A 14,085-nucleotide genomic window follows, 5' to 3' on the forward strand; every position below is an offset into this window, starting at 1 on the left:
TCCCTAATTTTCTCGTTTTATCGTGCGATTAGAAAATGTATAGCCCCTTTGTGTAATAAATTCAGGTGACTCTTCACTTAACGTATATCCAGCGTTCCTACTGTAGCCATACAAATAAACGTAAATTAAATACAAAGCGTCCTCCTCGTTTTGCAAATCCAACTCACTCATCTCTATCTCTTGACGCCCCTTCATTGCTTCCAACACAAATCTTCGGATTTTCTTTCTATTAATAACCTTTTCAATACGTCTTACATTTTCAGCTTTTAGCTCCTCTCGCATCTCTTCACTAATTTCGGTAACCTCATGCTGTTCTGGTTCATATACATCTTTTTTCTTACGTGGGGATAACAGTGATGCTTCTTGAAGTTGCCTAAACTGTACTAAGCGAAACGGGGAAGAATCGAGTATATTCTCGTCCGTTTGCCTGATATGTTCCAAAATATAAGATATTTTGTAATCAGTACTGTCATTATAAGTACTTAAATATCGAGAACGATCTAAGACCGCTCGTAAATATTGATAATGACGTGCGTCAATTTGATTATAAATTTCATCTAAATTACTATAAATTTCTTCAACCTTATACATTTTCTTACTTAGTACATCCATCGCCTCTTCTTGACTAGTAGAATATCCACTTTCTACAGCATCTTTGGCAGCACGTTTCATGAATTCATCATCTAAAAACCAAGTCTGTATACGCTCTAATATTTTATTTCGATATCTCGACACATGGTCCGATGTCCTTAAACGATGATAACTTTTATCAATTATGTCTTTTTTATATTCTCCAAAATGATGCTCTAACACTTGTTGTATATCATCTTTAGCTGCAATTGTTTCCATATGATTTTTCATATTGTGCAGTAAAATTGTTAATTCATCATAAAGTTGATCACTATATTTTTCAGACTCCCAAATAGCTGAAGCTGGGCGCCCCTCCGCCTCCACTCCTATTAACAACTGATATGTCGTAAAACAATATCTTTGATATTCAATTGTTCTATTTTCACAAATTTCCTTTAGCACAGCCAAAATACGGCTAGAATACACTGGAAGTACTATAAACTCTTCAAATTGATCACGTATTTCCACATCAATCCATTTAAGTTTCTTTAAACGTCGAAGTACCACATTCGCTCTCTCAGCACTGTCTTGCACTCTTTCTTCCATTTCATCTTCTACATCAATACATTCTCCTAGCTCCTCTTTCGTTTCTATCAATTCTTGAATTTCATCTTTCATCAAGCTATATAAAATACCAGCTCGATTGATGTGGAATTGTTCATATAGTAAAAAAGCAACTTCAGCATAAAACTCCCGATTTTTCCCAGTAAACAAATTAAAATAATTTTCCGGAATGTATTCAAATAATTTTTTCATTTCAACCTCCTTCTGCAATACCATTTTGTGACCTTATCACCTGTAATTTTCAATACTATAATGATGGTTCCCTGCATCAACTTGCAAAATCAAACAAATTTTTACAATTTTAAAAAGCGCCTTATAAGTTGTTTTTCATCAACTTATAAGGCGCTTCTCATTGCTTCTTTTATATAGTTTTCTTCTTCGGTTGTGAAAATGGTTGGGAATTCGGATAATGGGAAATTTGATTGTTTAATTATATCCTCTATATCACTTTGAGAGATATCAAGATAGTTCGTTACCTCTTCTATTACATTGAAAAACTCCTTCAAAGTAACTTGAACTTCATGATGACTCGGATCCTTCTCTTCCTCCTTATACTTTTTCAACGTCCCTATCACATCCATAAAACGCCGATCAAACTTCTCTTTTAGTTCCTTATTATTATAAAAAGCTCGAACACTATCCGTTGAAAAATGTTTCTCTAACCATTCCTTATTTTCTTTCTCCCATATAAAAGTTTGCAGAAAAGAAGAAAACAAAGCGACATCCACTCGTTCTTCCTTTTGAAACTTCTTCGTCATCTCATCCATATGCGAAAGTACCTTCGCAATTCTTTCTTGCTCCGCCAAAAGCAATTCCCTTTGAAAATGCATTTGTCTTAAAAATTCTTCCGTCTCTATATCACGCTGCAATATAATATTTTGAATTTCACTAAGTGAAAAACCGAGATGCTTAAACGATTGAATCTGCTGCAGCACATACAAATCATCTTTCGTATATAACCGATGCCCACCCTCAGTATAATCGCTCGGCTTCAATAAATTAATCTTGTCATAATAACGAAGCGTCCGCACCGTAACATCCCCAACACTTGCAAACTCACTAATCATCCACGCCATATCATCACCTACTCCGATAACTTCTCTTTCACATACTGAAGCATACGTGAAAAACTCATCTCATTTTGCCTACAATATTGAAACAAACCTACAACAAGTAATACAAAAGGAACATTACCTCTATAACGATGTTCATACTCGCTAATACCGTCATAAAAGTACTCATACTTTCTGTTTCGTAAAACGATATAAATCGCAAGAAACAACACAGCAATCATAATAAAAATTCGCTTTTCCCTTATCTCCACTTCTTGTTTCATCACCTATTCTCCTTCCACAGCGTACTTATCTTCTTTAAATAAAGGAATCCGAATGAAATAACGATATGGTTCGTCGCGTACTACTTTCCACGCAACAATAATCACTTGAACGACCTCAAAGGCAAACACAATCCAAAACAAAACATCACTAATACGCGAACTAATATTAAATAGAAGAAAGATTAACAAATGAAAGTTGAATGCCTTTCGGCAATGATATTTGTACACCTCATTTTTACGTGCCAGCGTGATGTACATGAGTAGTGGTGAAAAAATTCCTATTGCGGCTGAGAGTAATAGCATGATGATGGTGTTTCTTTTTTCTTTTGTGGTGGTTTTCATGAGTTGTTTGGTCCCCCCTTTTTGATTTGTCTTCTTTAGGTTAGGGGGTGACGTTGGGGGAGATGCAAGTGGAATATACAGAAAAAATTTGGTATCACTAATATAGAGGTAAAATAAGACCTTTACCTTGACAGGGTGGAGGTCATCATTTAAATTTCACATCCACGTTATTTATAAATAGAAAGAAGAGCATATATCTCATATGCTCTTCTTCCCATAGCCAATAATACAATTTGTCCGACTAATATTTATCTAATCTATTTCACAATTACATCTATCATTTTTAAAAATTTCTCCACTTCACCTAAAACTCCTATCGTTCCAGGAATATCAATCCTCCCTTTTCCATCACCCACTCTATAATCCCTCACCACAGCAACCGTCATATATCGCCCATTACCAAATCTGGGTTTCTCCACATTGAAAGAATAATTATGACTTCGTTCGATTAGTGCTTTACTCCACTTATCCCTAAGCTCTTTTCTTCTATCCTTATCAGCAACATGTATTTTAAAACATAAACGTCCTTCTTCTAACTGCAAATACTGCTTACAATTATTATCCTCTCGTTCATTCCACCATAAGGCATAGAATCCACCATTCGGATTAGCTACATACCCGTATTGACCTTTGATCCCACGCTGCTTTAGTTCCTCATAAAATCCTTTCCAAGCTTCACCTTTCCACTCGCTTAACGGAAGTGTCTTATATGAATCATATTTTTGCTCTATTTCTCTTAAATAAAAATAGTAATCTAAAAATATTTGATTTTGAACGCCTCTATCTATATTTTCTTGTGAAAATTCAAGCATTTGTTTTCTTGTAAACAACATATACTTTGCATCAATCACTGCTGAATAATCACTTTGATTACCTATTTTATAGTAGATGGGTAATAGGTCGCTCTCTTTGTATTTTTCTAATTTAACCACTTCTTCATAATAACGCTTCAATTGATTAGAATGCTCTTTTGTATATGTTTTATCTTCAATTAAAATAGCCTGATTACCGTTAACTTCAATAAGTATATCTAAACCTTTAAATTGTTTCGTAACCTTAATTTCTTTAATAGAAGCTGGAAAGTTCTTTTTATGTAAGTCATATATTCTTCTAATAAAATCTATACCAGCTTCATGTAAGCATTTATCAGTTTCTTTATAGACTGGGTTCGCCCACTCTGCTAGCCAACAAATAAAAGCATCTTGCGACAACTCACTTGTTCCATGTGAAAATAAATTCGGTCTCTTATCCATTACTTAATCCCCTTTGTATCTAAGCACTATTCCTCAACATGTAATACTTCTAAAACTTCCTTAAACAACACCGATCCTCTCCCAACAACCAACTCCAATGGAACTTCCTTAACTCGCCCATCTCTCCCCACACTAACAACCTCCTTCTCATAATCAACCCAAATCTGAACATCCTGTACATAATAACTCTTAATAGAAGAAGCCTCATCTAAGTTGTTATGATCCAGTTCCACCTTAACTTGCTTCGTAAAACGGCGCAGCGTTTTCCAAAGAGTTCGTTCTTCCTTTGATTTCATGAAGAGTTCTGGGAGTTCTTGTACTTCTTTTAATAACGACATAGTTGTTATTGTGTATGTTTGAATGCCATATCCTACTGGGCGGATGAGGTGGTCTAGTTTTTTCCATGGCTTTAGTTCAAAATGTACATGGTCATCGTTTTGTTGCATTTGAATATGCTTGATTTTGGCGACGTATTGAATTCCGCCTTTTTCTCCGTACCATTTTTTCGGTGCATATAATGCTATGTACTTCGCTTCTTGCCATCCTGGTTTTAACTGTGTGACTAACATCTGATATAAGCCATTTTTTCTATATGTTTCGTATTCAATTTCAGTTTTCACGCTGCCCACTAATACTTTTTCTTCTAGTGAGGAGTGCCATTCTTCTTTTGTCCCTCTTGGAAGGATGCCTTCTTTTATAATTTCTTCGGGGCTTTTTTCAATGAGATGGTCTAGAAATTGTTCGACTAGTCTTGTTGCGTTTGGTAAGAATGGAAAGCCACCGATATTTACTTTTTCGATACTTTTATAAAATGGATGGTTCTCGTACGCTTCCTCTTGGTTCCATGGGAATAATACGTACGCTCCGTAAGCTGTCCGCTCAAAAGGTCCATCTTGTTCCACAACTAATGCATCTCTGTAGCGGTGCATTGTATTAATGTCTTCTTCCATTGGGCCAGGAGTACCATACTTCTTTTTATAATGAGACCTTTCAGCAAAATCAATTCGGTATTTTGCATCAAAAATGTATTGATATTGATAGTTCTTTCCCTTTTTCTCAATAGCGAGCATCGTATCTGGCTTTTGTGTAACTGTTGGCAGTCTACCGTTCCTTTTCTGGAAATACAGTTCTATTACTTCACCAGTGACTGGATGCTTGAACGTTCTTTTTGCAGTTTTGCTTTCATCAAGCGTTACGTATAACCCGTCTTGCTTAACTTGAATAACATCTTGATGGAGCGGTATATACTTTTTTGATAGAATTTGTCCAAGTTTTAAATACGTCCAGTATTCGTATAATCTAGCAACATCTTTTACCGACATTTTGAATATTTGTCCTCGTAATGTTAAACCTCGCGATAGCATTAAGAAGATTTGATACGCATCTCTATAGCCTGCCGCCATTTGGATAACGAGTGAAAAGACTGAGCGATCTAATTTTCCTATTCCTCGCCAAAATGGATCGTTCAATTCATTTTTCATTCGATACTTCATATCTTTCACACGTTCTAACAAATCTTCATCAGTTACACCACGTGTATATCTAGACTTCGGCTCTAATGCCTTAAGTAAATCATCTATTTTATGTACGACTCTTTGAATCATCCATTTAACAAATCGATTTTCTAACGTATCATAAGACACTTCCTTATAAGCTGTAATCCCTTTAGTCGGTATATAGTTTTCTCCTTGCAGTAAGTGTGGTCGCTTTCGCAAATAATTCATTCCGACAGAATCCAATTTACGAATTTTTTCTCCTCGTACAAGTTGATGCCTAGTCATAAGCGTATGATGCGGCTGTCTTTTAATATGAGAGATCGACTTTATAAATCGCTCAAAGGAATCATTTAAAATACGATAAAATTCACTCTTCGATGGATTTGTAGCGTAAATTGCGGATGCTCCTAAGTAAGTTCTCTTTAGTAAATGAAATGCTAAATTATAAATTTCATCATTTACTTCATCTAATAAGGCTCTATAATCTTCCTTATAATCAAGTTTTGCCGGGAAAACTTCAAATGTAACAGTTAATAAAGTTTCTTGCTCGTCTTTAATTTCGAATGTTGTATTTCCTACTTCATTTGGAAACGAAAGATTCCCCATTAACACATGAAGTGATCCCATTTGAATAGAACTAACTTGCTTTCGAAAACCCGGGTGTTCATGATAAAAAGAGAGCTGCCTGTTATTTTTCGGAACAACAACAAGCTGATAACTTCTATTTTCAAAAAAGATTGGCGGGTGTTCATTCCATTCGTCTAACCCCTGCAATCTCGCATCAAATACAGAAACGGATTCCGCCTTCCCATCTACATGAAAATACATCATTTCATCTACCTTCATAGCTTGATACTCTTTTAAACTCTCATATTTTTCATGATAAGGATTTCCCTTAATTGTCAATGATAGCTCTTCTGTTTCAATCTTAACTAGCTCTATCTCATTATTAGATCCAGAAAGAGGTGAAACCATCATACTCGAACCTCCTTAACATATGAGACAGCTTGTTAGCTGAACGAGGATACTTAGCATAGGAAGCATCATTATTGCCACTATCATATTCTTCATTTGTACATAATACATACAACTGCTTCAATACCTCTTCTGTTCTTCCATCGCTCCCCGCAAGACGCGGTAAAATCTTTTGATATATTTGATAATCGAGTGCTTCATCGAATGACAATAACTTTCCTTGTTCGTTGTATGCCATGTAGAAACAAATTTCATCTCGTATACGATACCCAACTTGAGCTCCAACTGATTCAAGTATTTTATTTATTTTTATTAAAAGGTTCGATATATTTCTCACAAGATCTTCGTTTTCTTTAAAACATTCTTTTAGATGAAGATACTCAGTTTCTAAAGAACGATTTGAAACAATTTCAGCTTCCTTCTCTTCTACATCCATTAAGAAATTAAAATAATCTAAGCTAACAGTATTAAACTCAATCGTATTCGCTCGATCTAATACTTTCTTACTTAACGTATGTGTCGTTTCATCCATATTTACAGTTCCGATAATATATACATTTGATGGAATCGTAATATGCTTATTCGTAATTGACTCAGGAAGAACAGGTGACGTAACAATTTTTCTATCTTTCCATTTACGACTCTCGATTACACTTAAAAAGTCACTAAAGTAGTATTCCACTCGAGCTAAGTTCATCTCGTCCAACACTACAAAGTACGGTCGATTTGGATTTGCATCTGCATTTTCAAGAACTTTAATTAACGGTCTTTCTTGAAACTCCCCTTGCAGGTTCACATAACCAAGTAAATCAGAGCTATCACTCCAATCAGGTCGAACTGGAATGAGCGTAAATTGTCCATTCTCTTCTGTTGCCCCTAAACTCTCCGCAAACCACTGCACAATTTTCGTTTTCCCTGTACCTGAAATACCTGATAAAATCACAAATGGCTTCGTCTTTAATGAAAGGAAGAAATTAATAAGATCTTTTTTCTCATAAAAGAAACCTTTACTTTGAATATAAGAAGACACATGATCAATAATGGATTGCTGATCTAAATGAACTTCTTTCCTCCCATAAATCACTTCATATTTCGTTCCTTCCTCTTTATACGCTATGAATCCCTCATAATAGCGAAGCATTTCTTCTAGATCCTCTACTAACTCTTTTTCACTTGGCATTTTATTAGCATCGTACGCAATATATGCAGCTGTTGAATTCGCATAGCCTTTCGCTTTTGAGCTTGTCCCTAGGAAAATCTCATCATCTTTTTTCACATTTTGGGACATATGTATTTGCTCGCGAATTTCTTCTTTAATTTTATCCAATTCCTCTTTATCCGTTTTAGTTACTCCTTGCGCTATCGTTAAATATAATCGTTCCATATCTTCACTAAATAAGTAAACGATATAATAACCTCTCTGTGTGGATGTCGTAATATCTTTATTCATAATTGCAAGCCATGGAACAGCAGCCCAGTTTCCTTGTCCAATTGATCCTGTGACAACATACTGATTATGATCAATAAATGGTAACCTCGTTATTTCCGTTGTCATCTCATTCCTAACAACCGATCCCATTTTATGACCCGCAAATCTTTCTGTTCTTGCCTGTAAATACTCATTCATAACCGTTAAAAACTTTTCACGTAAATTACTGTTCATACTACCGCCCTTTTCCACATCATCTTTTACATATTGTTCAACAGGAATCCATTCATCATTAATCAGCCCTACTTGTTCCATCCAATCCAGTAAGTTACCCGTACGCCGCTTCGCTACTGATTCAACCATCAAATTATCCCCTAATGAATTTCGGACAATCGTCATTCCTAACTCCACTAATGCTTCTTTCTTGTCATCTTTTGAGCAGTTCTTTAAAACTCCAAGAACAAATAAAGTATGACGAAAATATTCTTGTTTTAAAACTAGCTGTGTCATGTAGTTTTTCTTATCTTCCGATTGAACATATTCGCTTAATAGCAGCTGATTCATTTCATGAGATTCATTCAAAAAGCCCAACAATCTTAAATCTTGGCGCGCATTAGATTTCATTCTATATAAGTTTTCATCCGTTTGTTCACTTAACGTACTTGGATTATATGTACCATTCATTATCTCTTCTAAAAAGAGCATGACTTTATCGTATTTTTCGCTTGGTAAATTATCGGTTTTGAATTCTTTAAATGTAATAGCTCCCGATTCATTTACATCCACAAATGGAAGCTGTGAAAAGAAAGCTACCATGAAAGTATTACATTCACTCGTTTGTCCAAAATCTTCGTTCTTTACTGTACGCATAGCGATAAATTTTCTCCAAGCATCCTTAAGAAATTCAAAGCTCACTTTAAAATAAGGTGATGCTTCCTCTTCATATTGCTCACGTGAAAATTTAGCTTCAACGTATAATCTTTCATCATCTTTATTTATAACCAAATAGGTTTTATCACCATTTATATCTTCAACCTGCTCCATTAATTTAGCCAATTCAATTATGAGTTGCTCTAACATTTTCATCCCCACCGTTACAATTAATTACAATTACTACTATTTTACCAAACTATGTATAAAAGAAAAATTATACTCAGCTTCAAATAAATATGAACTTTTATTTCATAGTGGAATCTATTTCAAAAATAAACATAAAGGATCTTTTTATCACGAAAAACACCCTTCCTATAACAACGATATTTTTGTCCATAATCCATCAATATAAAAAAGAAGGTTAAGCTTTATTACTTAACCCCCTTTTTTCTTAATTTTAAACAATTCATATGTGATTACCAACGTCTATAATACATATGAAATGCCCTGTTACTTGTTTCTAAAAACCATACGACATAATATATCTGTACTTTTTCGCACCATAATAGCCAAATAGAAAATCCTATTTATTATTATAAAACTTTTTTACTTTTAACAGAGTTGCTCATTATATGTCTTTTGGCTCTACATCTAAATCATAGCATCTAATGTGGATAAATATTTTATCTTCCGTTACTTCCACTTTAATGACTTGACCCATTACACCGATTTCTTCTGTACGATTTTTTCCGCTTTTAATATGCCAAGTTATCTTTTTTAAACGTTTTTCTAATTCTTGGACCCTATTAAAGTGAATTCTCAACTCTATTGGCCCATAGTCATATGGTTTATCTTGCACATTAATATAACCGTGATTTTCAAATGTATAGAACTGACTTTGATTCAATCGCCCCTTAACAAAAATTATAGGATTCAATTTACCGGTCTCAAAGTCTCTTTGTAATTCATCATATATACTAGGATAATAAAATTGTTTATTAAAGCATAATACCCTCGTTACATTCTTTCGGTGCTCATCCGAACGATCAAAAGAAGTATGATAAAGTAATTCTGCTGCACTATTCAGCGTAACTGTAGTTGATTTATTAGGGGCTTTTATTGTTGTGACAGGTCCAACTTTAACTGATTTCCCACCTATTGAATGTGATTTCTCACCTTTCATCCTTATCCCTTCATTTCTCTCTTCCTCATTCCCACAGAAAAAAGGTATTTTTAACTTAATTTTCAATTTTTCGCCTACTGTTCTAATCCTCTCAGATAAATCATCAATCGGTAGATAATTATCACAATTCATTTCATGTTCTGCATCCTTTGAAGGGAGCCTATAATAAGGATTTTTCCCACCTGCATGTACTACCTGTCTCATGCAATCCATGCAATGAAAAGTACCTTTATTTTTCATTGCCATTGTGACATCTTTACAGTTCACTTCTTTTAGATATTCTAAATTGTTATAACCTCTATAGTATGCAACTCTCATAGGTTTGCTTCTTCCCACGCAAGCACCTCCTATTTCACTATTGTTTTGTATATTAATATTATAGCAAAATTACAAAAAATCCCACTATTAAGTTTCCTTCTAAAACTTCAAAAATTACCATCCCAAAAATCCCTACAGTTGTTTTCTATATCCTTCTCGGGCTCTCTTAAAAGATCAATTACTATAATTTTGTTAAACTATGTATAAAAGAAAAATCATACGCCATACCGTATGATCTACTAATTCCTATCATTCCCCACTAACTCCCCATACTCCTGACTACTCTGCTCAAGAAATATCCTACTCTCCCCACTCCCCTTATAAAAACTCTCCCAACCCCGCTCCCTCAAAATCCCCTTCCAACTATCACTCTCCACTATCTTCTTAATAACACCATCCCAATAAGCAACCTCTTCCTCCGTCATATCTTTCGGGCCCATAATTCCTTTCCAGTGCTGGAAGATGACGTCGATTCCTTGTTCTTTCCATGTTGGGATTTCTGGTAGTCGGTCTAGTCGTTTTGGTGCGGATACGGCTAGTATTTTTATTTTGCCAGCTTTGTATTGTTTTTCGGCTTCTGATAGGGTCATGGTTGCGGCGCTGATTTGTTTGTTCGTTAGGACGTTTATGATTTTTTCTTTGTTTTCGTAGACGAAGAATTGTAGTTCGGCTGGGTTTATGCCGAATGCTTTGCTTACTTGTACGAAGGATAGGTGATCGTCGTTTCCTAGGCCGGGGGCAACTCCGATTTTGCAGTTTTTCTTGTCTTGTTTGATTTCTTCCATTAGTTCGTTTGCGTTTTCTATGTTTGAGTCTTTTGATACGACAACGACTTCCCAGTCTGATGCGAGTGTTGCGAGCGGCGTGAAGTCTTTATATGTTAGTTTACTGTGGCCTAGTAGGTTGTTCGTTATGAGTAAGCTTGAGTTAATCGCCAGTACGTGACCACCTTTTTGTTTCGTATATTTCCATCCGACATCACCGCTGCCACCTACTTTGTTTGTGACAGTGATTGGTTTTGTGAAGATTTTTTCTTCTGTTAGTGTTTTTTGCATCGCCCGTGCTGTTAAGTCCCATCCTGCTCCTTGAACGTTTGGTGCAACGATTTCTACTTTGTCGATGTTCACTGTATTCGTATGGGATTTTTCCGAGGAACAACCAGCTATTACTACTGTCATGATCCATATAAATAGTAATAATCGTTTTTTCATAGCCCTCGTCCTATTCGGTATTTTCGTTCTGGTCGTCCGATAATGCCGTATGTGTACTCTACTGTGCATTCGCCGGTCGCTACTAAGTATTCTAAATATCTTCTTGCCGTTGTTCTGGAGGCCCCCATTTGTTCTCCCATTTCTTCTATTGTAATGCCCTCTTCGAATCCTTTTATAATGCCTTTCACTTTTTGCAGTGTTAACGGATCAACACCTGTCGGTAAGTTTTTTATGTCTTGTGTTTGCGAAGTCCCGAAGAAGTTATCGATGAGTGCTTGATTTATTTCATTGTTACTATGTAATAGTTGCTTCTTTCTTTTATAATCTTCAATTGTACGAACAAATTTTTCTAACGTGACCGGTTTTATAAGGTAGTTGCTTACGCCGTTTCGAATTGCTTTTTCTAACATGTGGTTTTCATTCGCCGCCGTTACCATAATGACGTCAACGCTTGGAAAGTCGGCATGAATTTTTGGTAATAAGTCTGTCCCAATTCCGTCTGGTAAATAATTATCTAATAGAAGTAAATCGATTTCTTCCTTTTGTAGTAGTTCTATCGTTTCTTTTGCATTTAATGCTTTTCCGATTACTTTTACATCCTTTATTTTTAATAAAAACTCCTCTTGAATTTGCGCGACGCGGAAATCATCTTCTGCAATTGCAACCTTCAACATATGTCCATCCCCCTGTTTGTTATGTACTTTCTTTCAATGTTTTCGGAAGGTAAATTGTAAAAATAGCTCCCCCATTTTTCTCGTTTTGAATTTCAATTGTTCCCCCTAGTAGATCTACCATTTCTTTCACGTTTGCTAGTCCGTAACCACGATCATTTCCTTTCGTTGAAAATCCTTTTTGAAAAATAGTCGTGATTTTTTCTACCGGTATTCCTATCCCACTATCTATCACTTCAAATACAATATCGTGTCCTATATCCGTAACGAAGAAGGAAACTCTCTTCTCCTCTTGCCCACTCACCACATCAAACGCATTATCGATTATGTTTCCAAGGATCGTAATGAGGTGCGACACCTTTATATGGTCTGGTAACGGATGAAGCGCACTATCTCCTTCAATATGAAAATCAATTTTCTTCTCAGATGCTGTTCCGATTTTCCCTAATAAAATAGCTTGTACTTTCGCATCATGAATTTGATGAAATAAAATATGGTTTTGACTTTGATGAATATTAGATTCTTGCTGGATAAATTCAATCGCCTCTTTGTAATGTCCTAACTGAAGTAATCCTGATAAAACGAAAAGCTTATTTGTAAATTCATGTGTTTGAGCGCGTAAGTCCTCGGAATACTTTCTTACCTCAGATATTGTGTTCACAAGGTTTTGCAGTTCTGTTTTATCTCTAAAACTACATACAACTCCTACCGTACTGTTATTTTCAAGTATCGGTGTCATGTTTAAAATAAACACTTTATCTTGAAACGCGATTTCTTGATCGTTTTCTAGCACTCTTTCCATATTAAATTCCGGTAAAACTTTTGAAATGTGTTGCTGCATATAATCACAATTTACATGCAGCATTTCTTCTGCCGACGTATTCATCATCGTAATAAAACCGTTTTGATCAATAGCTATAATTCCTTCTTTTATAGATAGTAATATCGCACTTCTTTCACGGTATAACGCCGCGATTTCATTCGGTTCCAAACCGAGTGTATCTTTTCGAATGCTACGTGCTAAAAGAATGCCACCAACAATGCCGGCTAGTAATACAGCTAAGGAAAAGAGTATAATTTCTTTCGTCCTGCTCAGTATGTTAGATTCGATATCTTTTATTAAAAACTCTACTGTCACAACACCTACGACTTGATCGTAATCTCCGTTATGAACAATAATGGGTGCCTTTGCCATTAAAGCCGGACCACTTTCCCCATTTCCTTCGAGCGTATAGTATCCTCCAAAAGTAAGTGCTTCATAGTTATATGGATTGTTACTCTTTGTGCCAATTAACTCCGAATTAGAATGGGAATACACCACCCCAAAACGATCTTCTATAATGACATAATCTGCACCAGCTTGCTCACGAACTTGTTCCGCAATGGATTGAATGGTACTTTTACGCTCATTATTTTGAAAGGCATCTTTTATAGCTGGCATAAAAGAAAGCGACTTGGCTGTTTGCAGTGCTAACTGCTCCACTTGGCGTTTCGTATCAACGGACTGAATGTAAACAAATATCCCCGCTAATAGGAGAACGACAAATACAATTAACGTAATAATTAAGCTTACTATTTTCGTTTGTAATGAAACCTTTCGTGATTTCTTCATGCTTCATATCCTTTGATAAAATATTCAAAACTATCAATCTCCTTTTCTATTATTATGACAAAACGAATAATGAAGCAACTATAAAAACTCTCCATGTACATAAAGTACAAAAAGAATAAAATTGTCATAATATTGAGATTTCATTCTACAGACAGTACAATTCAACTATAATGAACACGCTTTCATAATTAT

At 35.4% G+C, this 14,085-nt stretch carries 11 protein-coding genes; all 11 read right to left on the reverse strand.

What is annotated here, in order from left to right:
* Positions 1 to 3 precede the first annotated feature (3 nt).
* A complete protein-coding gene (jetA, locus tag ACK1U5_RS13920) occupies positions 4 to 1,386 on the reverse strand; it encodes a type I Wadjet antiplasmid transformation system protein JetA (RefSeq protein ID WP_113710775.1) in 1,383 nt (460 codons plus the stop codon).
* Between the two features lie 143 nt (positions 1,387 to 1,529).
* Positions 1,530 to 2,270 (reverse strand): MerR family transcriptional regulator, encoded by a 741-nt coding sequence (locus tag ACK1U5_RS13925; RefSeq protein ID WP_113710776.1) that lies wholly within the window; start codon positions 2,268 to 2,270, stop codon positions 1,530 to 1,532.
* Between the two features lie 8 nt (positions 2,271 to 2,278).
* Positions 2,279 to 2,530 (reverse strand): hypothetical protein, encoded by a 252-nt coding sequence (locus tag ACK1U5_RS13930; protein ID WP_113710777.1) that lies wholly within the window; start codon positions 2,528 to 2,530, stop codon positions 2,279 to 2,281.
* A gap of 3 nt (positions 2,531 to 2,533) precedes the next feature.
* Positions 2,534 to 2,872 (reverse strand): DUF4870 domain-containing protein, encoded by a 339-nt coding sequence (locus ACK1U5_RS13935; protein ID WP_057528221.1) that lies wholly within the window; start codon positions 2,870 to 2,872, stop codon positions 2,534 to 2,536.
* Positions 2,873 to 3,129: 257 nt separating this feature from the next.
* Positions 3,130 to 4,125, reverse strand: a complete 996-nt coding sequence (locus tag ACK1U5_RS13940) for a PD-(D/E)XK nuclease family protein (protein ID WP_113710778.1) — start codon at positions 4,123 to 4,125, stop codon at positions 3,130 to 3,132.
* Positions 4,126 to 4,151: 26 nt separating this feature from the next.
* Positions 4,152 to 6,596 (reverse strand): restriction endonuclease-like protein, encoded by a 2,445-nt coding sequence (locus tag ACK1U5_RS13945; RefSeq protein ID WP_113710842.1) that lies wholly within the window; start codon positions 6,594 to 6,596, stop codon positions 4,152 to 4,154.
* A complete protein-coding gene (locus tag ACK1U5_RS13950; protein WP_113710779.1) occupies positions 6,571 to 9,105 on the reverse strand; it encodes an MrcB family domain-containing protein in 2,535 nt (844 codons plus the stop codon). Before ACK1U5_RS13950 ends, ACK1U5_RS13945 begins: the two co-directional genes overlap by 26 nt.
* Positions 9,106 to 9,526: 421 nt before the next feature.
* Positions 9,527 to 10,417 (reverse strand): hypothetical protein, encoded by an 891-nt coding sequence (locus tag ACK1U5_RS13955; protein ID WP_000533757.1) that lies wholly within the window; start codon positions 10,415 to 10,417, stop codon positions 9,527 to 9,529.
* A gap of 221 nt (positions 10,418 to 10,638) precedes the next feature.
* A complete protein-coding gene (locus ACK1U5_RS13960) occupies positions 10,639 to 11,610 on the reverse strand; it encodes a tripartite tricarboxylate transporter substrate-binding protein (RefSeq protein WP_113710780.1) in 972 nt (323 codons plus the stop codon).
* Positions 11,607 to 12,284 carry a response regulator gene (locus ACK1U5_RS13965; protein WP_061139741.1) on the reverse strand — a complete coding sequence of 226 codons (678 nt, stop codon included), beginning with the start codon at positions 12,282 to 12,284 and terminating at the stop codon, positions 11,607 to 11,609. The genes ACK1U5_RS13960 and ACK1U5_RS13965 overlap by 4 nt, the downstream gene beginning before the upstream one ends.
* 19 nt (positions 12,285 to 12,303) lie before the next feature.
* Complete coding sequence (locus tag ACK1U5_RS13970) at positions 12,304 to 13,893, reverse strand: ATP-binding protein (RefSeq protein ID WP_113710781.1); 1,590 nt, start codon at positions 13,891 to 13,893, stop codon at positions 12,304 to 12,306.
* Positions 13,894 to 14,085: the final 192 nt, after the last annotated feature.

The sequence above is a fragment of the Bacillus sp. XB1 genome (assembly GCF_053557995.1).